The following is a 21,489-nucleotide window of genomic DNA, read 5'->3' as shown; positions in this document are numbered from 1 at the left end:
GAACGCAGCCCTTCCCGCCTCATTAATTTGGCCACTCGGTGCTTGCCGCAGGCTTCCCCTGCGTCACGAAGGTCGCGATGGATCTTGCGATAACCGTAGACAGCACCACTTTCCAACCAGGATTGCTTGACCAATCCGATCAGTCGTTCGTCCTCCTGCTGTCGTGGCGATACGGGCTGTTTCAGCCACGCGTAGAAGCCACTTCGGTGAACCCCCAGGGTCTGGCACAGGGTAACGACACTGTACCGGTCGAGTCGGGAGGTTATGAATGCGTACCTTTCCTTGACTCGCTGGCAAAGTACGCGGCGGCCTCCTTTAGGATATTGCGCTCTTCGGTGACCTGGCGCAGTTCGGCTTTCAGGCGGCGTATCTCGGCTTGCAAGGCAGACTCTTCGAGCTGCTGGTCAGCGGGCTTACCGTACTGCCTGAGCCAGGCATACAGACTGTGGCTGGATACCCCAAGGGCACGTGCAACGTCAGCCACCGGNGTTCGGCTTTCAGGCGGCGTATCTCGGCTTGCAAGGCAGACTCTTCGAGCTGCTGGTCAGCGGGCTTACCGTACTGCCTGAGCCAGGCATACAGACTGTGGCTGGATACCCCAAGGGCACGTGCAACGTCAGCCACCGGCCGTCCGCGCTCGGTGATTTGTTTAACGGCTTCGATTTTGAATGTTTCTGGGTAACGCTGACGGGTCATAACACCTCCAATAGTTGCCTCATTTTAAGGCTGTGAGGTGTCTAGGGAACTGGGGGCGATTCAGATTTGATTTTTTTCGTGGCAACTATCAGGGCTGAGCGGAGTTATACGGAAGGCTCTGCTATTGGATTAGTATCGCCTTCTATCTAATCACTGTTGGGCGTCACGAATTCCCATTGAAGTGAGTGCTTGTTACCATAGCGCAGGGTGGCGGTGAAGGCTTCCAGAGCTTACCCTCTTTGGCTCTGCTTCTGAACATCCACCTATCAACAGTCAGGACGTCCAGTTCGTTGAGTGCATTGCCGAACGGAACCCTGCTTGGCATAGCCTCATCACAAGGACGCGTAATGAACTCCCCTGAAGACCTAAACCGCCTCTATACCGATGTGTCGGACAGCATTGGCAGCGCAATGGCAAACATTCTCGCGCTCAATGTCGAGCACAAGGATGGTAAGCGAGAAATCGGTAATATCACCGCCAAGCTGCGTGACATACGGGGCCGATTCGACAGCGAATTGCAGCAGTTGAAAACCCATGCCGAGTGGGACACGTTCACTCTGGCGTTTTTCGGTGAGACCAACGCGGGCAAGAGCACGATCATCGAATCTCTGCGCATCCTGTTCAAGGAAGAATCCCGCCAGACACTGCTGCAACAACATGACGACGACCTGGAACAGTTCTCCCAGGCCCTTACCGCTCAGCTCGAACACGTCCGCGAAGGCTTGCGGGCCTTGTACAGTGAGTACACAGGTGAAATGGCCAGCATCAGCCAAAGCACAGCCCGACTGATGCAAATTGTTCAGAGCGAAGCCCAGGAACGAAACAAGATTGCCCAAGCCGAAGCAGATGCAAGAACCCGGTTTGCCCAGCAAGAAGCTGAGGCACGCATTGCGGTGCAACAACAGGTAGCAGCGCATCGCCAGCAGATAGCCGAGGCTGACGCAAGGGCCAAGCGCGATCTCGCCGAACAGGAGTCCAACGCACGCCTAGCACTGGAACAGCAGGAAACCTCACTGCGTCTGGAAATTGCGCAAGCGCATGCGATATCGCGTTTCAAGATCCGCTTGGCCCTGTTCGGCATCGGTGGGGTTTTGATCGGCGCCTCAGCTATGGCGGCAGTCCTGACGTTGGCAGGAGCCTGAAATGTCCCGACATGAACTCGATGAACTGTTCGATGAGGCTACCTCAACGCCCTTGCCTGTTTCCTCGGATGATGCGCCTGCCCTCCAATACATCGAGGCTCGCTCCCCGGCGCTGGATGCTCTGGTCAATCAGCAACTCACAGCACTGCATGACAAGTTATTGGCGTACGAGCGTAAGAAGGCTCAAACACGCCGGGTAGACGGGCTGATCATCGGCACTGGTGAAGCTGATTTCACCAAGGGCAACACGCTCTACCCCCTGAACTACAAGGGCAAACGTTTTCAGCTGATCGACGTGCCCGGTATAGAGGGTGACGAAAGCAAGTACGCGCACATGGTTCGCGAAGCGGTGGCCAAGGCTCATCTTGTCCTCTATGTGAACGGCACCAATAAAAAGCCTGAAAAGGCCACCGCAGAGAAAATTCGTTCCTATCTGCGGCTAGGAACTCAGGTCTGTCCCTTGGTCAACGTGCGTGGTAATGCTGATGCCTACGAGTTCGAGGAAGACCGCGAGTCGCTGACAGCGCACGGCGGAGCTACCGCGGCCTTGCAACAGACCGAGGACGTGCTGCGTTCGGTATTGGGCAGCAAGGTCTTGCAGCCCGGCTACTGCGTGCAGGGCCTGCTAGCGTTTTCGTCGCTGGCGAGCGATGCGCAAACTGGGCGCACGACAATCGCCCCTGCCCGTGGCCGAGACTTGGTCATTCAGCAGCGCAATTATCAGAAGCACTTCGCCTCGTCGAAAGCGATGTACGAATTCAGCCAGATCAAGTCGGTCGCCAAAGTGCTGCATTCCAAACTTGCGACGTTCCGCGAAGACATGGTCGAGAGCAACAAGACCAAGGTGTACGAACTGCTGGTTGAAAACATCTCGACCTTGCAATCATTGCACTCCGCCCATGAAGCATTTGTGGCTAGATCCAAGCCAGAGTTTGATAAGTGCCGCGAAGCGATCAAGGGTTCCGTGGAGCGATTCGAACGGCTGGTCATGACCGGAAGGCGAAACCTTTGGGACAATCTGTTCAATAGCCTGAAGGAAGACGCCGACGATATCGTCGAACGCCATTTCGGCGACAACGACGCTATTTCCAGCCAGATCAATCGTGCCTTCAAGACCCGGCAGAATTCGCTCAAAGAAAAACTGCAGGAGCAGTTCGAGCGGTACCTCGACGACTTGGGCAAAGACCTGCAGCAGGCCATTCAGCGCCTATTGGAGGACGTTGCACGGGTGGAGTTCGAGCAGCTTCTCTATGACACCGAAACCCTGAGCATCAATTACAAGACACCTGACTTGGACCTTGGCCTTGAGCTGGGTGACTATGGCTGGATGGCCTTCAACATAGGCTCCTACGCATTGGCAGGGGCAGGTATCGGCACAGCCTTTCCTGTGATAGGTAACCTGATAGGCGCTGCTGCCGGTGCTCTAGTGGGCATCCTGGTCAGTTTGCTGAGCGTCTTCACCGGCAAGGAAAAGCGTATTCGCAAGGCGCAGGGGCAAGTGCAGGAGAAGATCGATGAAGCCTGTTTTGAAGCACATAAAGCCTTGAAGGAAGAGCGCAAAACGCTGTTTGCCCCCGTGCTCAAGCAAATTGATGAGACCGTGTTGTCTCGTGTGCAGCAACTTGACGAGTCGCTCAGGCGCCCTCTGAAGATCATCGAACAGCAGATAGCGCTGATGACCCGTACCAAAGAACAACTGGAGAGCATGCCTTATGGAACAATTCAATCAGTTCAATGCTGAGAAGCAGACCGCACTCAAAGGGTTGGAGCAACTGCGAGCAGTGCTCGACGAGTTGGGCGAGATGGGCGCGGATGTCGGCAGCGAGCTGCAGAAAATAGACTCGGCGGTACAGGCGGTCGAGTCCGACGTTCTGCGTATCGCCTTGCTCGGTGCTTTTTCCGATGGCAAGACCAGCGTGATTGCCGCTTGGTTGGGCAAGGTCATGGCTGACATGAACATCGACATGGACGAGTCCTCCGACCGCCTGGCCATCTACTCCCCAGAGGGGCTGCCGGAAAAGTGCGAAATCGTCGACACCCCCGGCCTGTTCGGCGACAAGGATAAGAGTGTCGACGGCGAGCAGGTGATGTACGAAGACCTGACCAAGCGCTACATCTCGGAGGCGCACCTGATTCTGTATGTGGTGGACGCCACTAACCCGCTCAAGGAAAGCCACTACGACATCGTCAAGTGGGTGCTGCGGGACTTGAACAAGCTGTCCTCGACCATTTTCGTGATTAACAAGATGGACGAAGTGACCGACCTCACTGAACAAGTGCTGTTCGATGCCCAGGCTACGATAAAGAAGGACAACCTCAAGGGCAAACTGCAGCGTGCGGCCAATCTCAGCTCGGACGAAATGGCCAGGCTGAACATTGTCTGCCTGGCATCCAACCCCAATGGGCGTGGCCTACCGTTCTGGTTCGGCAAGCCGGAGCACTATGAAAGCCGCTCGCGCATCAACGACCTCAAAGCCATGACCACAGAAGTGCTGCGGAACAATGTGCCGGCGATGCTGATCGCTAAGACAGGTTTGGATGTGGTGCGGGATGTTGTCGGCCAGCATGTACTACGCGCCGAAGAGCAATTGGAGCAACTCAAGGTCTTTGCCGAACAGAATGCCGAAGAATCGGCACGCATCAGTCAGGACATTGCCACGGGCCGCCGCGAGGTCAAGCGATTAGCTGGCGAGCTCTTCGAGGAACTTCAGAACCTTGAAAAAGGTTTGCTGGGCAAGCTCCGTCCTCTTGGCCTGGAAAACATTCGTGAATTCCTCGAGGACGAACTCGGTTACACCGAGGAAGGCATAGGCTTCAAGCTGAACCTGAAGATCAAGGGTGCGATCGACCGCTCATTCGATCAATCGTCCAAAGTGACCTGTCGAATCTCTCAGGATATTGGCCGCCAGCTCAACTCCAGCGAAAGTTTTCTCAATGCCATGGGCGACAGTGCATTGAAGTCGATGGGTGGTGCTGCCAAAGGCATTGCGAATCTGAGCCCAGACATAATCAAGGGCGCGGTCTTCGCGGCCCGCGATGCGCTCAGCGCGGTGACCGGTGTCGCGATCAAGTTCAAGCCCTGGCAGGCGACTAAAATCGCCGGAGCCATTTCGAAATGGGCAGGCCCTGCAGGTGCAGCCATCACTCTTACCTCGGACCTGCTCAGCGCATACAAAGCGCATGAACTGGAACAAGAGTTGAAGAGCGCCAAGGAGTCGATTGCCGAGGTGATCAAAAGTGCTTTCAAGGATATCTACAACATCATCGGCGACGACGAAAAGCTGCTGGATTTCTTTGCACCACAGCTCAAGGCGTTCGAGAAGATCGTGGAAACGGTGGAGGAGCGCTCGGCTTTTATCAGAGCCAATCAGGCCAAGCTTCAGGGTGTGAAGGCTAAGTTGAATGCACTTGCGTCGACGCCAGCGCGGTTGAAAGCGACGGTTTGAAGGAATGGCGAGGGGCGCTGGCGTCGGCGCCCAACCATTCGCTGCAGGCCGACGTCCCTGACGGGCCGCGGCCTGAGTTCAAACGTTAGCAGGCTTATGGCGAATTTCTCTTCGAGGCAAAAGTTTTCGGCATGGCCCAATCCGGACCTGCCGCCAGTTGCTGCCGGGGTATATGCGGTATGGGAAGGAGATACTCTTATTTACTGCGGTATGTCAGGCCGTGAGTTTGAAAAGGCCGTTTCAGCCGCTAAGCCAAAATTTGGCCTAGGCTGTGTTCCTAAAGTGGTCACGGGTGGAGTGGATGATTTTATGAATGCGCGCCGTTGTGGCCGCGGCATGGGTGGTAAGATGGCCATCAACTCAGTCCTTTGGGTGTGATTGGTTTTGTTTGGCGACTAATCAGATCGCACAAACTGGACTGAGTTCCCTTCCTCCTGTGATCTACTATTCGGAACAGTTATTTAGATCTGTACACCCTGAGAAGCTTGCCCTGAATCGCTTTATTGTCGAATTGGGTGACCGCTTGAACGGTCACCTGTAATGGAGTGGGTAGTTACACAGAATGATTTACAGGCTCAGAGTGACCGCTTTTGGTTACTCCAAGTAGTTGGTCATTAAGGCCCCTCCATTGATTCTCAATGAGCTGCCTTCGGTTCAAAAGGTACTGCCACCGGTTCTCAGGTTCCTGCCATCGATTCTCAAGTTCCAACCATAGGTCCTCAAGATCATGCCATCGCTCCTGAAGGCCCTGCCAGCGGTTCAAAAGGCCCTCCCATCGGCTTAAAAGGTCCGGCAATTCCGTAGAACCAGATTTAAAGTCCAAGAGTTCCTGCGTTTCTTCCCGTAGGATTTCACGCATGTGCTCGAGTAATTGTTCCTGAAGGTCATTAACTTGGTTCAGCAATTGTATCGTGTTGCGATCCTCTTCTTTACGACGCATGAGCCGCCTCGCATCGCGAAACCGAGGAATTCGCTCCACTAAGTCATTCGGAAGCGGCGTAAAGGGGACCCAAAGCTTCGTCAGGTCAAGTTCATCGTGATCATAGTGATACTTGGCCAACTCCGTGAGGGTGCTGAGCATTTCATACCGTTCAGCTTTGCGCATATCCGGCGAATCTTGTGCTGGGTACACCCACCGAAAGAAGTCGACGTGATACTCGACGTCATTCCCAGTGATGGTTAGATAGTTACCTACCGTATGAGAATGGCAATCCAGTTCGGCTGCTATTTCGCTTCGGAGTTTTTGGTCGCTGACCCCATCGCTCATTCCGAAGCGTTCATAGATGACTTGCACCATGCCGACCACTCGCGGGCACAGAGATCGCTTTGCATTTGTCGGCCATGGCACACCATTAGCACAAAATTTGCCAGCACCATCGGCCATGAAATCCATCATCCAATCGGGTGGTACAATCTTTTCCGCCCACAAGCTGCGGAAGTTTGTAAGCACGCCTTTAATCCTGCGTATGTCCGCTCTATGGGGCTCATACAAAAAAGGATTTTGTTGCCGCGGGTCCTGCTTATGCCAGTCCTCCAAGAATCTTTTGGTCGGTAGAAATTCGTCCTCATTTTCATCGTTGTATTCGTATTTTTTCATTTTTCAATGCTCGATATGTCACCAAAAACACGTTCTGTCAGGGCTGATTTATGGGCCACACACAAGTGGGCATACCGCATAACCATAGCCAGCGTCTTGTGTCCCAAGTGGTTGGCAATCTCCAACAGGGTGGCACCATTCATGGCAAGTAAGGAGGCGCAGGTATGGCGCAAATCGTGGAATCGGAAGTCGGTGATTGCGGCCTCGATAAGGCATGCTTTCCAGTGATGATCGAAATGTTCAAACGGACCATGCAGCTCCGAAGTGTGGGGGAACAGATAGGCATCTCCCACCTGGCGAAACGGCATTAGCTCTTGGATAACAGCTGTTGTCAGCGTCAAAACACGCTTCGAACTATTCTTCGTGTGTTCTAGGTTCGCCGTCTTACGCTGAAAATCGAGGTCTGACCATTTCAGATTGATCAGCTCGCTCCTACGGGCACCGGTGGCGATAGCCATGTGGATAAGCAGATGCAAGCGTTCCCACTTACTGGTACTTGCGGCTTTCAGCAGGCGGGACAGCTCATCATCAGATAAGAAGCGGGTGTAGCCATTGTCCTCAGTCTTCTGGCGAACTTCACGGGCGGGGTTGTGCTTAACGTCGTGCTTGTCGTTGAACCATTGGAATAAGGAAGAAATGGCCGCTTTGTAGCGATTGAGCGTGCTGGGGCTTTTCTCATCTTTTTGGAGAGCCTCGAGAGCGGATTTGATGTGCTGCCGAGAAACCTTACCGACGGGCTTGCCCTTGAGGCGTTCAGCCCACCAGCCAAGACGTTGGATGATCGAACGATCACGACCTTTGTACTGATCGAGAAATGCCGTTATTGCGGAATCAATTAGGATTGTGGAAAGGCTGGAGTGCGTCAAAGCATCGGCCATGTCATCGTAAACAATGAGCTGTGCCATAAAGGCTTCGGCTGCTTTTTTGGTTTTGAAGATTTGACCGATACGACGGCCATTTTTCATGAACTGGACGCGATAGCTACTGCCACGCTTACCGGTGATTTTTTGAATGTTTGCCATGGTTGAAACCCTTTGCACGAAATTGCACGAAGTTTTGGTTTTCAACCGCAGTACTCAGGAGACATAACGCCGCATCAGCTACGTTAACCTGTTGACCAAACAGGGTTTAATAATGGTGCCCGGGGTCGGACTCGAACCGACACGGTTATTCACCGGCGGATTTTGAATCCGCTGCGTCTACCGATTTCGCCACCCGGGCAACTGCGAGGGATTATACGAATGGCGCGATGTCATGCAAGGTGTTTTTCGATTGAACACACCCGTTTGTTCATTTATTCAACGCCTTGCCGATGCGGGGCCAGTTACATAGAATGCCGCCATCATCTTAATGGAATAAAAACGATGGCCAAGCCTAAAAAAGTCCAACACAAATCCCCCTCTCCTGCCACTCAGCCATACCCGTCAGCGGGTCTGCTGCGTCGCCTAGGTGCCCTGATCTATGATGCGCTGGTGGTGACTTCCCTGCTGATCATCGCCGGCTTTATCGGCATGGGTGTCGCCAAGCTGCTGCTGGTCTCCGGCATGGCCAGCGTACCGGCGGGTGAAGATACCGTCTGGTTGCTGACCCGCCACCACCTGAGCCTGCTCTACACCCTGTGGCTCGCCTTTGTCATCTGCGGTTTCTACACCTGGTTCTGGACCCGCGCTGGCCAGACCGTCGGCATGCGCGCCTGGCGGCTGCGCATTCAGAACGAGGATGGCAGCCATATCCGCGTCACCCAGGCGCTGATCCGTCTCGCCACCGCAGCCTTTGGTCTGGGCAACCTGATGTGCCTGTTCAACCGCCAGCGCCCACGGGCGTTCCAGGATATCTGGGCCGAGTGCGAGGTGATTGTGCTGAGCAAGCAGGAAAATCTGGAATTGCTGAACAAGTAATACCGGTTTAATGCAGCGACGAAAGAGGGCACCAACAGGTGCCCTCTTTGCATTGCCTCATAACCTCGTGCGGATTACTGCTTGCGACTGAGGATGTAGAAGGAGATACCGCCAAACAGCAGGCTGGGCGCGACGGCCGCCAGAATCGGCGGTACCGCATAGACCAGACTGATGGGGCCAAACACCCGATCACTCACATAGACGGCGAAACCGGTCATGATCCCCATTAGCATCCGCGCCCCCATGCTCACCGAGCGCAGCGGGCCGAAGATGAAGGAGGAGGCCAGCAGGATCATCGCCACCACCGAGAGTGGTGACAGCAGTTTGCGCCACATCTCCAGCTTGTAGCGACCGGCATCCTGCTTGTTGGCATCGAGATAGCCGATGTAGTCGAGCAGACCGGAGACCGACAGGTTCTCGGGGTCGATACTCACCACCCCCAGCTGCTTGGGCGTCAGCTCCGAGTTCCACTCCATCGTGGCGTGCTGTTCGCTGCGGATCTGCGCCAGGTCGTCGAAGCCGGTAACCTGAGTCTGCTTAAGCAACCAGTGGTGGCGCTCAAACACTCCCTCCTGCGCCTGCACCACGTCGATCAGCTTGCGCTCGGGGGTGAAGCGATAGAGGGTGATGCCGGTGAGGGCTCCATCGTTACGCACCCCGTTGATATTGACGAAGTTATTGCCATCGCGAGCCCACACCCCGTAGGCGGAGACCGTCAAACGACCTTCGGACAGCGCGCCCGCCTTGATATCATCTGCCATCCGCTTGGCGATGGGGGCCACATATTCCCCCATCAACCCCACCAGGATCATCAGCGGGATCGCCGTCTTGAGCGCCGCCATCACGATACTGATCTTGGAGCGACCCGCCGCCTGCATCACCACCAGCTCGGAGCTGGTCGCCAGCTGACCCAGACCAATCAGGCCACCCAGCAACGCGGCCAGCGGGAAGAACAGCACCGCCTCCTTGGGCATGGATAGCAGCACATAGTAGAGGGCGTTGATCATGTCGTAGTTGCCGTCACCGACCGACTTGAGCTGCTCCACATACTTGATGAGCCCTGCCAGACCAACCAGCGTGATTTCACACAGCAGGATCGACATGAAAATGACCCGACCGATATACCTATCGAGAATGCCAAACATCAGCAGAAGTTCCTATGTTGCAGCATCATGCTGATTTTCTGTTGAAATAGCGCCCTTTCACCCCGTTCCACCAGCTGGTGCCCTGCACATTGAGGGGCAAGCCGATAAACAGCAGGTAACCGAGCGGTACCAGGAACATGCCCGGCCAGTAGGGCAGCCGACCGCTGTCAATGGCCGAACGGGCGGCACTGAGCAGCAGGAAGTAGGAGAGATAGAGCATGATGGCTGGCAGCAGCTTGGCGTAGCGTCCCTGACGGGGGTTGACCCGCGCCAGCGGCACCACCAGCAGGGTGAGCACCGGAATGGAGAGGGGCAGCGAGATACGCCACTGCAATTCCGCCATCATGGCGTTGTCCTGGGTACCGAACAGTTCCATGGTCGGCTTGGCCGCCGCCTTGCGGTTGGAACGCTCCATCTCCTGCTGGCGGATCACCAGACCATATTCGCGAAAATCGGAGATCTGGAACTGCTTGCCGGAGAAGTTCCCCTCGTAGCGGGAGCCATCCATCAGGGTCAGCCACTGCAGACCTTTCTCATCGACCGTTACCACCCCTTCGGTCGCCACCACCACCGAGGGAGGATTGTTCCCCTCCGCCCGCTGCAGCACGAAGATCTTTTGCAGTTTTGAGCCGTTGTCGTTCAGATCCTGGATATAGGCAACCAGACGCCCCTTGTCGAGCTCCATAAAGCGGCCCGCCTGCAGGAAAGAGATCCCCGGATCCGCCTTGAACTCGTCGATCACCTGATACTCGCGCTCCTTGGCTTGCGGGGCGATCCAGCCGGTGTTGAACGCCGCGACGGCAGCAGTCAGCAAGGCCAGCAACATGGCGCTGCGCATCACGAAACGGTGACTGAAGCCGACCGCATGCATCACCGTCATTTCGCTTTCGGCGTAGAGGCGACCATGGGCAAACAAAATGGCTAAAAAGAGACTGATAGGCAGCATCAACAGCGCCATATTGGGCAAGTTGAGCAGCAGCAGGGTGGAGACCAGACGTGTCGGCACCTCGCCATCGGCGGCATCACCGATGATCTTGATAAATTGTTGGCTGACAAAGATAAGCAGCAATACGAATAACACTGCCAGCTGGGTTTTCAGGGTTTCCCTGAACAAATATCGGAAAACGATCACAGTCATTCCCAAGTAAACTTGTGTTTTTAGTCGAATGCCTGAAAAATAGGGCCGTATATTGGATTTTTACCAGTTTGAACTGCGGAGCCTGTGGCTGTTCGCTCCGCCTCTGATACCCCAACAAGCACCGCATTATTCAATAAAAGGTGCCTTTTGTCTTTAGGATGTAGGAGATTCCATGGAGTTCAGTGTAAAGAGTGGCAGTCCAGAGAAGCAACGTAGCGCCTGCGTCGTAGTCGGCGTATTTGAGCCTCGTCGCCTCTCTCCGGTTGCCGAACAACTGGACAAGATCAGCGATGGCTATATCAGTTCGCTGCTGCGCCGTGGCGACCTGGAAGGGAAACCAGGCCAGATGCTGCTGCTGCATCAAGTACCGGGCGTGCTCAGCGAGCGCGTACTGCTGGTCGGATGCGGCAAGGAGCGGGAACTCGACGAACGCCAGTACAAGCAGATCATCAACAAGACCATCACCACCCTGAACGAAACCGGCTCCATGGAAGCGGTCTGCTTCCTGACCGAGCTGCACGTCAAGGGTCGGGATACCTATTGGAAGGTGCGCCAGGCGGTAGAAACCACCAAGGCGGGCCTCTACAGCTTTGATCAGTTCAAGACCAACAAGGCCGAGCCACGTCGCCCGCTGCGCAAGCTGGTGTTCAACGTGCCGACGCGTCGGGAACTGACCATTGGTGAAAAAGCCATCGCTCACGGTCTGGCCGTGGCCAAGGGTGTGCGGGTCTGTCGCGACGTGGCGAACATGCCGCCCAACGTCTGCAACCCGGCCTATCTGGCCTCCCAGGCCCGTCGTCTGGCCGATGCCTTCGACAACATCACCACCAAGGTGGTGGGCGAGCAGGAGATGGCCGAACTCGGCATGAACTCCTATCTGGCGGTGGCCCGCGGCTCCGACAACGAAGCCATGATGGCCATCATCGAATACAAGGGTCATCCGGATGCCAAGCCCATCGTGCTGGTCGGCAAGGGTCTGACCTTTGACTCCGGCGGCATCTCCATCAAGCCGGCCGACGGCATGGACGAGATGAAGTACGACATGGGCGGCGCGGCCTCCGTGCTCGGTACCATGCATGCGCTGGCCCAGCTGCAACTGCCGATCAACGTCATCGGCGTGCTGGCAGGCTGCGAGAACATGCCGGGTGGCAACGCCTATCGCCCGGGTGACATCCTCACCTCCATGTCCGGCCAGACCATCGAAGTGCTCAACACCGATGCGGAAGGTCGTCTGGTGCTGTGTGATGCGCTGACCTATGTGGACCGCTTCGATCCGGAAACCGTGATCGACGTGGCGACCCTGACCGGTGCCTGCGTCATCGCGCTGGGCCACCACACCTCGGGTCTGCTGGCCAACCACAACCCGCTGGCCCACGAGCTGCTCAACGCCTCCGAGCAAGCGGGTGATCGCGCCTGGCGTCTGCCGCTGTTTGACGAGTATCAGGAGCAGATCGACAGCCCGTTTGCCGACATGGCCAACATCGGCGGTCGTCCGGCCGGTACTATCACCGCAGCCGCCTTCCTGTCACGCTTCACCAAGAAGTACAACTGGGCCCACCTGGATATCGCCGGGACCGCCTGGAAGAGTGGCAAGGACAAAGGCTCCACCGGTCGTCCGGTGCCCCTGCTGACCCAGTTCCTGCTCAACCGGGCTGGCGTGGATATCGAAGAGAAAGAGTAACTCCTCCAGCCCGTCTGATGCCTGCATCAACGGGGTTGGCGTTACCCTGAACCACAAGGAAGAGGCCCGCCTCTTCCTTGTTTCATTCTTGAATCAGTGAGTTGCGAGCGGGGAAATGCCCCGTCAGCCTCATGAGGCGGTCAACAGTCCGTCACCGCAAAACGGGATCAACCTGATGAGCCAAGTGACCTTTTACCTGATGAGCGAACAGGATGACGCGCAGGCCTCTGCGGTCGAGCGACTGGCCTGTACCCTTGCGGCCGAGTCGTGGGGCGCGGGCCATATCTACCTGTTGTGCGACGATGAGGCGCAGGCCCTGCGCCTCGACGAACTGCTGTGGCAACTGCCGCCGGAGCGCTTCGTGCCGCACCAGCTGCAAGGCGAAAGCGGCATGGCCCCGGTGGAGATCGGCTTTCAGCCGCCGAAACGGCGCTACGCCCGCCTCATCAATCTGGCCACTGCGACACCTTTGTTTGCAGGACACTTCGCTCAAGTGGTAGATTTTGTCCCCACTGATGAAACACAAAAGCAGCAAGCCCGCGAGCGCTACAAGCACTATCGCCAGGCAGGCCATACCCTCGAAATGAGGGATCAGCCCGTCCTTGCCGCACCGGATCCGGCGCAGCCCTGACTGCAACCAATTGATCCATAAAGAATCAACACCAGACTCCATCCATCCAGATTACGGCGAGACCATGGAAAAGACTTTTAATCACAACGCCATCGAACAGGCGCTCTATCAGCACTGGGAAGCCCAGGGTTACTTCAAGCCCCACGGCGACACCAGCAAAGACTCCTTCTGCATCATGATCCCGCCGCCGAACGTCACCGGCAGCCTGCACATGGGTCACGCCTTCCAGCAAACCCTGATGGATACCCTGATCCGCTACAACCGCATGCAGGGCAAAAACACCCTGTGGCAGGCAGGTACTGACCACGCCGGTATCGCCACCCAGATGGTGGTTGAGCGCAAGATCGCCGCAGAAGAGAGCAAGACTCGCCACGATTACGGCCGTGATGCCTTCATCGACAAGATTTGGCAGTGGAAGGAAGAGTCCGGTGGCACCATCACCCGCCAGATGCGCCGTCTGGGCGACTCCGTGGATTGGGAGCGCGAGCGCTTCACCATGGATGAGGGTCTCTCCGCCGCCGTGCAGGAAGTGTTTGTCCGTCTTTATGAAGATGGCCTGATGTACCGCGGCAAGCGTCTGGTGAACTGGGATCCGAAACTCAACACCGCCATCTCCGATCTGGAAGTGGAAAACCGCGAGATAAAGGGCCACATGTGGCACCTGCGTTATCCGCTGGCCAACGGCGCCAAGACCGCCGAAGGCAAGGATTACCTGATCGTCGCCACCACCCGTCCGGAGACCATGCTGGGCGATACCGCCGTGGCAGTGAACCCGGAAGATCCGCGCTACAAGGCGCTGATCGGCCAGCACATCCTGCTGCCGCTGGTGAACCGTCTGATCCCCATCGTTGCCGACGAACACGCCGACATGGAGAAGGGCACCGGTTGCGTGAAGATCACCCCGGCTCACGACTTCAACGATAACGAAGTGGGCAAGCGCCACAGCCTGCCGATGATCAACATCTTCACCCTGGACGCCCACGTGCGTGCCGAGGCCGAAGTGGTCGATACCAACGGCAACCCCTGCACCGCCTACGACGCCGCCCTGCCGGCCGAGTTCGCCGGGATGGAGCGCTTCGCGGCTCGCAAGGCCATCGTCGCCAAGCTGGACGAGCTGGGCCTGCTGGCCGAGATCAAGGATCACGTGCTGCAACAGCCTTACGGCGATCGCGGTGGCGTGCCCATCGAGCCGATGCTGACCGACCAGTGGTACGTGCGCGTGGCCCCCATGGCCAAGACCGCCATCGAAGCGGTGGAAGATGGCCGCATCCAGTTCGTGCCGAAGCAGTACGAAAACATGTACTTCTCCTGGATGCGCGACATTCAGGACTGGTGCGTCTCCCGTCAGCTGTGGTGGGGTCACCGCATCCCGGCATGGTATGACGACGCCGGCAACGTCTACGTGGGCCGTGACGAGGCGGAAGTGCGTGCCAAGCACAGCATCCCGTCCGTGACCACCCTGCGTCAGGACGAAGACGTGCTCGACACCTGGTTCAGCTCCGCCCTGTGGACCTTCTCCACCTTGGGCTGGCCGAACAACACCGAGGCGCTCAAGACCTTCCACCCGACCGACGTGCTGATGAGCGGCTTCGACATCATCTTCTTCTGGATTGCCCGGATGATCATGATGACCATGCACTTCATCAAGGACGAAAACGGCCAGCCGCAAGTCCCGTTCAAGACCGTCTACATCACAGGCCTTATCCGTGACGAAGAAGGCCAGAAGATGTCCAAGTCCAAGGGCAACGTGCTGGATCCCCTCGACATGATCGACGGTATCTCGCTGGAAGATCTGCTGGAGAAGCGCACCGGCAACATGATGCAGCCGCAGATGGCCGAGAAGATCGGCAAGCGTACCGCCAAGCAGTTCCCGGAAGGGATCGAGGCACACGGTACCGACGCCCTGCGCTTCACTCTGGCGGCGCTCGCCTCTACCGGTCGTGACATCAACTGGGACATGAAGCGCCTGGACGGCTACAACAACTTCTGCAACAAGTTGTGGAACGCCTCCCGCTACGTGCTGATGAACACCGAAGATCAGGATTGTGGTTTTGCCGGTGGCGAAATGGCGTTCAGTCTGGCGGATCGCTGGATCCAGTCCCAGCTGCAAGTGGCCATTCGTGACTTCCGCACCGCCCTCGATACCTATCGCTTCGATATCGCCGCGGGCGTGCTGTACGAATTTATCTGGAACCAGTTCTGTGACTGGTATCTGGAGCTGACCAAGCCGGTACTGGGCAAGGGTTCCGAGGCCGAGCAGCGCGCTGCCCGTCACACCCTCGTCAGCGTGCTGGAAACCCTGCTGCGTCTGGCGCACCCGATCATCCCGTTCATCACCGAGACCATCTGGAAATCGGTCGCGCCGCTGGCTGGCGTACACGCCGACACCATCATGATCCAGGCCTTCCCGGAGTTCGACGCCGCCAAGGTGGACGAAGCCGCGATGGCGGATCAGGAGTGGGTGAAGGAGTTTATCGTCGGCATCCGCAACATCCGCGCCGAGATGAACGTGGCCCCGAGCGTGGCCCTGAACGTGCTGCTCAAGTGCGATGCCAAGGATAGCCAGCGCGCCGGTGACAACGAGGCCTTCCTCAAGTCCCTGGCCCGTCTGGAATCTATCCGCGTACTGGCAGACGGTGAAGTGGCTCCCCTGTCAGTGAAGAAGCTGATCGGCGCTACCGAGCTGATGATCCCGATGGCTGGTCTCATCGACAAGGACGCCGAGCTGGCCCGTCTGGCCAAAGAGGTTGCCCGCCTGGTGGGTGAGTGCGGCCGCATCGAAGGCAAACTCGGCAACGAAGCTTTCGTTGCCAAGGCGCCGGAAGCGGTCATCGCCAAAGAGCGCGAGAAGCTGGAAGATTACCGTCTCCAGCTGACCAAGCTGGAAGCCCAGCAGGCCGAGATCGCCGCGCTGTAAGCGCCGCGACCAAACGCTACAGCAAAGCCCCCTGACCCAAGGGGGCTTTTTCATATCCGCGCTTCCCGTTTCAGCTCACCAGCAGCCAGCAGCAGAAACCGAGATAGAGCAGGCCAACCAGCGCCAACCGCCCGGCGGTCATCGCCCCCTTTCGGAATCCCCACCAAAGCAAGCCCACTGCCAGCAGCGTCACCAGCGAGGAGGCCATCATGGCGCCATCCAGCAGCCAGGGGGTAAAGAGCAGACAGAACGCCTTGGGGATAGTGCCCTGGATCATCATGGCCCCGGAGATATTGGCCAGCGCCAGCCGGTTCTTGCCCTGTCGCACCCAGATCAGCACGTTCATCAGCTCCGGCATCTCGGTCGCCACCGGGCTCAGCAGCAGGGCCGCCAGCACCGGCGAGAGGCCAAACAGTTCGCCCATGCTCTCCAGCTGATGGACGAACAACTGCGCCGCCAGCGCCACCACCACCAACGCAGCCAGCGTCTGTAGCAACACCTTGCCAAGGGGCGGGATCCCCGCATCGGGGGCCAGCTTGAGGGGCTCCGGCAATTCGACTTCGTGGCTGTCACTCTGTTTCAGCTCGCGCCGCACATAGACGAGGTAGACCAGCACGAACAACGGGGCCAGCCAGCTCTTGCCGGTGAAGGCCACCAGACCCAGCGCGGTCGCCAGCAGAAAGATCCCCATAAACCAGCGCTGATCCCGACCAATCTCGCGCTGTACCTCGCCATCGATGGCCCGTTCGGTACGCCCCATGCAAAGCAGCAGGGTAACACCGACCGCTGCATAGCCGATGGTCGCCAGCACCAGCGGCCCACCGAGGGCGGCACCGATGCCGATCTCCTGCTGGGCGGTCGTGTTGCCCATCAGCAGGGCGGTGAGGGTCACGATGCACTCGGGCAGCGCCGTACCGAGTGCCGCCAGCAGCGAACCGGTGGCGCTTTGGGAGAGTTTGAAGTGGTGGCCGGTCCACTCGATGCCGTTGACGAAGTATTCGCAGGCAAGGTAGATGGTGACCGCAGAGGCAAGAAATAACAGCAGGGTAATCAACATAATAGATACCGCCAGGCGAGCAGAGTAACCGATGGACCCGACATGGCTCGCCCGGCTGGCGTGCATATCGAGGCCAAAGGTCTTGCAGAGCGATAGTGCCTATCGCCGCCCATGCCATGGATGCGAGGATCCAAGAGTGTTGACATGGGCCCGGCCCGGAATGCGGGCGGGTTGCTACTCCCCAATGACTGAGGGGACTTTTTACCAACTCGACCGCCGCCTCACAAGGCAAATTAATGACAAATCATTCAATAAGTTGTAAGGGAATGTAACCTCGCCAGCGCCCCCTCCCCGCCGCCATTGCGCTGTTGGCACACCGATTGCTGTAGGTAGTTCACTATCCACAACAGTTTGGGAAGGATGAACAATGAAACGGTGGATCCAACATTTCTATCAACTGAACCGCCTCAACTGGCTGATGGTCTGGTTGTTGCTCTGCTGCAGCATCATTCTGCTGTTTCCGGCCGGGCTGATGAAAGGGGCCGTCAGCCAGTGGGCTGCGGATCATGCGGCCTGGTTGGGGGTCGGCATGCTGATCGCCATCTCCTACTTCTGCAGTCAGGGCTTCCTGATCGCCTGGGAGTGGGCATGCGAAGAGTGGCAGGCACGCCGTCAGCAGGACCAGCTGGCCCAGATGATCGGCTTCCTCGACTTCAACGAAAAAGCGGTGTTGCGCGAGTTCGTGCTGCAGCGTAAAAGCGTCATAAACTTGCCGATCACCGAGCCCGCCGTCAAAAACCTGATGGATGCTGGCGTCCTCACCTATGCCTACGGCAAGCCGACCCGGGAGAAGGATGACGAGAACCAGATCCGCGCCCTGATGATCGCCCTGCCCGCCCGACCGCTGCTCACCTACAAGGTGCTGGGGCTGTCGCGTGGCAAGATGAGCGACGAACAGGTGGAGCAGATCATGAACGCCAGACCCAAGTTCGCCCAGAAGGGGTTCCAGCGCTAAACGCCCCCAACCGCCAGATGCAAAAGAGCCGGACACTGTCCGGCTCTCTCGTTTCTGCGCGACGTTCTGTACCGCCTCTTCCGTCTTGTTGTGCCCTACCCCTTGAGGCTGGAGCAGAAGCTCACATCCGCGACCTTGGTCACCGGATCGAAGCTGTGATAGAGCTCGAAACAGGGTCGATCATCAAATTCGTAACCGGCCGCCGCCACCTCACCGATATGCTGCTGCCAGAGCGCGGGATATTGAGCCGGGTCGGTCACGGTGAAACGTGACTGGCCATAACGGCCACCCGCCAGCGGCTGGATCTCCACATTGCCGCTGCCTTTGGTACCAGCAGGAACGGTGACGCAGATATCGGTGCGGCACTGCTGGGGCGCGGTGATTTCGGGGTTGTCGTGGTAGATAAAGATCCACTCCCCCTCGGCCTGCCCCTGCTCAGCCGACCACAGGTAGAGCTGGTCACACACCGGCTCATAGCCAGTGCCGTAAGGGCCGGTCACCCGGATATAGGCCAGGGTGCGCGGGGCCATCTGTTCGGTTTTCATCGGTTGCCTCCTTTCATCAGAACGGCTTTCAGCATAACCAGCCTCACGGGCGGCGGCGTGTCCATTCTTGCTCAGTTGCAGCAGTGAGGGTTGTTGGCGCAGCGCCCCCGGCGTCATGGCAAACTGCTTGCGAAACGCCTTGGCAAAGGCCTGCGAGCTGGCAAAACCGGCCGAGAAGGCAATATCGGTCACCGGTTCCCGGCTGTAGCAGAGGGAGCGGGCCGCCCGCTCCAGCCGCAGGCGACGCTGCATCTCGGCCGGGGTTTCACCAGTGACGGCGGTAAAGACCCGATGAAAGTGATAACTGGAGAGCGAGGCAAGACTGGCCACCTCACTGAGGCAGAGCTCGGGATTCTGCTCCAGCGCCCGGATCACCGGACGCAATCTGGCCTGATAATCGACCATGCTGTTAGCGACTGGCGCCCCCCGCCACTCTGGCCATATGGAACACATCCACATAGCGCCCCTGCCGGAAGGCATAGTCGCGTGCCAGCCCCTCCTGAGTGAAACCGAACTTGCAATAGAGCGCCTGTGCGGCCTCATTGTCGGTATAGACGGTCAGCTCAATCCGGTGCAGGTTGAGCCAGTTATCAGCCAGATCCAGCGCCGCGGCCATCAGGGCAGAGCCCACCCCCTTGCCGGCCCAGTCATCCCGCACTCCCATGCCAATCCCGGCCACATGCTTGCGTCTCGGATTGGGCTCAACCAGCAGCGAGAGCTGGCCTACCAGCAGCCCCTCTACTTCGGCCACCAATGCCACCACACCGCTCTGTTCCAGCCGCTGTTGCCACAGCCCCAAGGTCGGAAAAGGCAGTTGCAAGGTGCCTGCCTGGGCATTGGGCATGGCGTAGAGATCCTGCAAGGCGGCGGCATCGGCGGGTTCGGCATGACGGATAGTAATCTGCATATGAGGCTCCTTCTCGAAGCCTCCATCATGCAATATCCGGCGCAGTGAAACATCCCCTATCCGCACCCATTTGTCTTGCCTATCAAAGGGCGAGGAAAGGCCCATTGGCCGATCACAGTGCAGATCCGTAGGCTAGCCCCATATCAACAAGGAGAGAAGCCATGACTGACAAGACCCTGCACAGCGCCAACGGTGCCCCCGTCGTCGACAACAACAACAGCCTCACCGCTGGCCCGCGCGGCCCCATCCTGATGCAAGATATCTGGTTGATGGAGAAACTCGCCCACTTCGACCGTGAGCGCATTCCCGAGCGGGTGGTTCACGCTAAGGGCTCGGGCGCCTACGGCACCTTTACCGTGACCCACGACATCAGCCAGTTCAGCAAGGCCGATCTGTTCAACGCCATCGGCAAGCAAACACCGGTCTTCCTGCGCTTCTCCACCGTGGCAGGTGAGAAGGGCGCCGCCGATGCCGAACGCGATGTGCGCGGCTTCGCCCTCAAGTTCTATACCGAGCAGGGCAACTGGGATCTGGTGGGCAACAATACCCCGGTCTTTTTCATCCGTGATCCGCTGAAATTCCCTGACTTCATCCACACCCAGAAGCGGGATCCGCGCACCAACCTGCGCAGCGCCACCGCCGCCTGGGACTTCTGGTCCCGCCATCCGGAATCCCTGCATCAGGTCACCATACTGTTCAGCGATCGCGGCATTCCCAAGAGCCTGCGGGAGATGAACGGCTACGGCAGCCACACCTTCAGCTTTATCAACGATGCCAACGAGCGAGTCTGGGTCAAGTTCCACTTCAAGACCGAGCAGGGCCACAGCTTCTACACCGATGAAGAAGCCGCCAGCGCTGTCGGGCAGGATCGGGAGACCAGTCAGGCGGATCTCTACAACGCCATCAAACGGGGCGACTTCCCGCGCTGGAAGGTCTATGTGCAGGTGATGCCGGAGGCCGAAGCCCAGACCTATCAGATCCACCCGTTCGACCTCACCAAGGTGTGGCCACACAGCGACTACCCGCTGATCCCGGTCGGCGTGCTGGAGCTTAACCAGAACCCGGACAACTACTTCGCCCATGTGGAACAGGCGGCGTTTACCCCGGCCAACGTGGTGCCCGGTATCGGCTTCTCGCCGGATCGCATGCTGCAAGGGCGGTTGTTCTCCTACGGTGACACCCAGCGCTATCGCCTTGGCGTCAACCACGGTCTGCTGCCGGTCAACGCCCCGCGCTGCCCGTTCCACCACGGCGCCCATCGTGACGGTGCCATGCGGGCGGACAGCAATGGCGGCGCTAGTCCCAACTATCAGCCGAACCGTTTCGGTACCCAGCAGCCGAGCGAGCAGCACGAACCGGCGCTGAGTCTGGAAGGGGCCGCCCTGCACTATGACTTCCGTGACTACGACAGCGACTACTACAGCCAGCCGGGCAACCTGTTCCGGATCATGGACGAGGGGCAGCGTTCACGGCTCGCCGCCAACCTGGCGCGCTCCCTCATCAATGTGGAGGATGACGCCATCGTCGCGGCCCAGCTCAAACACTTCGAGCAAGCCGACCCCGAGTACGCCAAGCGGGTCGAACTGGCACTGGCCGCCTTGCAGCGCTAAATCGCAAGCAGGAAAAATCTGCAAAAGCAAAACGGGGGCCTGATGGCCTAATGCCGATCAGTTAAGGATCCATTGACCGATCCTGCTGATGTGTAAAAATCCGAAACCTGTTGATTGGTTTCGG

At 58.0% G+C, this 21,489-nt stretch carries 16 protein-coding genes, 1 tRNA gene, 2 pseudogenes and 1 riboswitch; of the genes and pseudogenes, 9 read left to right on the top strand and 10 right to left on the bottom strand.

Going from position 1 to position 21,489, the window contains the following annotated elements; genetic code table 11:
• Positions 1–487 (bottom strand): annotated as a pseudogene (locus tag BSP75_RS21275) (IS3 family transposase); the annotation flags it as partial.
• Positions 488–549: 62 nt separating this feature from the next.
• A pseudogene (locus BSP75_RS22165) lies at positions 550–696 on the bottom strand (transposase); the annotation flags it as partial.
• Between the two features lie 347 nt (positions 697–1,043).
• Here BSP75_RS22165 and BSP75_RS11950 point away from each other — a divergent pair.
• Genes BSP75_RS11950 through BSP75_RS11940 form a run of 3 tightly spaced genes read left to right on the top strand, consistent with a single transcriptional unit; the run spans position 1,044 to position 5,284 of the window.
• Positions 1,044–1,838, top strand: coding sequence for a hypothetical protein (locus BSP75_RS11950; protein ID WP_075113326.1), 795 nt, complete (start codon positions 1,044–1,046; stop codon positions 1,836–1,838).
• Between the two features lies 1 nt (position 1,839).
• Entirely contained in the window at positions 1,840–3,579 is a 1,740-nt protein-coding gene (locus BSP75_RS11945) for a hypothetical protein (protein ID WP_075113325.1), read from the top strand.
• Positions 3,551–5,284, top strand: a complete 1,734-nt coding sequence (locus BSP75_RS11940) for a LeoA/HP0731 family dynamin-like GTPase (RefSeq protein ID WP_075113324.1) — start codon at positions 3,551–3,553, stop codon at positions 5,282–5,284. The genes BSP75_RS11945 and BSP75_RS11940 overlap by 29 nt, the downstream gene beginning before the upstream one ends.
• Positions 5,285–5,837: 553 nt before the next feature.
• Here the strand turns inward: BSP75_RS11940 and BSP75_RS11935 are convergent.
• The 3 genes from BSP75_RS11935 to BSP75_RS11925 all read right to left on the bottom strand — a co-directional run bounded on the left by BSP75_RS11935 (position 5,838) and on the right by BSP75_RS11925 (position 8,102).
• Positions 5,838–6,881, bottom strand: coding sequence for a hypothetical protein (locus BSP75_RS11935; RefSeq protein WP_075113323.1), 1,044 nt, complete (start codon positions 6,879–6,881; stop codon positions 5,838–5,840).
• A complete protein-coding gene (locus tag BSP75_RS11930) occupies positions 6,878–7,903 on the bottom strand; it encodes a site-specific integrase (protein WP_075113322.1) in 1,026 nt (341 codons plus the stop codon). Before BSP75_RS11930 ends, BSP75_RS11935 begins: the two co-directional genes overlap by 4 nt.
• A gap of 113 nt (positions 7,904–8,016) precedes the next feature.
• Positions 8,017–8,102: transfer RNA gene (locus tag BSP75_RS11925), tRNA-Leu, on the bottom strand.
• A 143-nt stretch (positions 8,103–8,245) separates the two neighbouring features.
• On the opposite strand from BSP75_RS11925, the gene BSP75_RS11920 reads away from it, so the two are divergent.
• Positions 8,246–8,779, top strand: a complete 534-nt coding sequence (locus BSP75_RS11920; RefSeq protein WP_075113321.1) for an RDD family protein — start codon at positions 8,246–8,248, stop codon at positions 8,777–8,779.
• A gap of 74 nt (positions 8,780–8,853) precedes the next feature.
• Here the strand turns inward: BSP75_RS11920 and lptG are convergent, their stop codons facing one another.
• A complete protein-coding gene (gene lptG, locus BSP75_RS11915; protein ID WP_075113320.1) occupies positions 8,854–9,924 on the bottom strand; it encodes an LPS export ABC transporter permease LptG in 1,071 nt (356 codons plus the stop codon).
• Between the two features lie 25 nt (positions 9,925–9,949).
• A complete protein-coding gene (gene lptF / locus BSP75_RS11910; protein ID WP_075113319.1) occupies positions 9,950–11,062 on the bottom strand; it encodes an LPS export ABC transporter permease LptF in 1,113 nt (370 codons plus the stop codon).
• 172 nt (positions 11,063–11,234) lie between these two features.
• Between lptF and pepA the strand changes: the two genes are divergently transcribed.
• From pepA to BSP75_RS11895, 3 genes are all read left to right on the top strand, one after another.
• Entirely contained in the window at positions 11,235–12,743 is a 1,509-nt protein-coding gene (gene pepA / locus BSP75_RS11905; protein ID WP_033138248.1) for a leucyl aminopeptidase, read from the top strand.
• A gap of 175 nt (positions 12,744–12,918) precedes the next feature.
• Positions 12,919–13,374, top strand: coding sequence for a DNA polymerase III subunit chi (locus BSP75_RS11900; RefSeq protein WP_075113329.1), 456 nt, complete (start codon positions 12,919–12,921; stop codon positions 13,372–13,374).
• A 64-nt stretch (positions 13,375–13,438) separates the two neighbouring features.
• Entirely contained in the window at positions 13,439–16,291 is a 2,853-nt protein-coding gene (locus BSP75_RS11895) for a valine--tRNA ligase (protein ID WP_075113318.1), read from the top strand.
• 70 nt (positions 16,292–16,361) lie between these two features.
• On the opposite strand, the gene BSP75_RS11890 is transcribed toward BSP75_RS11895, so the two are convergent.
• Positions 16,362–17,348 (bottom strand): sodium:calcium antiporter, encoded by a 987-nt coding sequence (locus tag BSP75_RS11890; protein ID WP_075113328.1) that lies wholly within the window; start codon positions 17,346–17,348, stop codon positions 16,362–16,364.
• Positions 17,349–17,436: 88 nt separating this feature from the next.
• A riboswitch (yybP-ykoY riboswitch) is annotated at positions 17,437–17,543 on the bottom strand.
• 172 nt (positions 17,544–17,715) lie between these two features.
• Here BSP75_RS11890 and BSP75_RS11885 point away from each other — a divergent pair.
• Positions 17,716–18,303 carry a superinfection exclusion B family protein gene (locus tag BSP75_RS11885; protein ID WP_005336432.1) on the top strand — a complete coding sequence of 196 codons (588 nt, stop codon included), beginning with the start codon at positions 17,716–17,718 and terminating at the stop codon, positions 18,301–18,303.
• 95 nt (positions 18,304–18,398) lie between these two features.
• Here BSP75_RS11885 and BSP75_RS11880 read toward each other — a convergent pair whose 3' ends face one another.
• Together BSP75_RS11880 and BSP75_RS11875 are read right to left on the bottom strand one after the other, a co-directional pair.
• Positions 18,399–19,253: an AraC family transcriptional regulator gene (locus tag BSP75_RS11880; protein WP_075113317.1), complete on the bottom strand. Its 855-nt coding sequence runs from the start codon at positions 19,251–19,253 to the stop codon at positions 18,399–18,401.
• Positions 19,254–19,257: 4 nt separating this feature from the next.
• Positions 19,258–19,755 carry a GNAT family N-acetyltransferase gene (locus tag BSP75_RS11875; RefSeq protein WP_075113316.1) on the bottom strand — a complete coding sequence of 166 codons (498 nt, stop codon included), beginning with the start codon at positions 19,753–19,755 and terminating at the stop codon, positions 19,258–19,260.
• A gap of 161 nt (positions 19,756–19,916) precedes the next feature.
• Between BSP75_RS11875 and BSP75_RS11870 the strand changes: the two genes are divergently transcribed.
• The gene (locus tag BSP75_RS11870; protein ID WP_075113315.1) at positions 19,917–21,365 is read left to right on the top strand and encodes a catalase; all 1,449 of its coding nucleotides are present in this window, start codon (positions 19,917–19,919) and stop codon (positions 21,363–21,365) included.
• Positions 21,366–21,489 lie beyond the last annotated feature (124 nt).

The sequence above is a fragment of the Aeromonas sp. YN13HZO-058 genome (assembly GCF_001921245.1).
GTDB lineage: Bacteria > Pseudomonadota > Gammaproteobacteria > Enterobacterales > Aeromonadaceae > Aeromonas > Aeromonas allosaccharophila.
The sequence above is the reverse complement of the archived record's forward strand: the minus strand, read 5'-3'. Positions and strand labels throughout refer to the sequence as shown.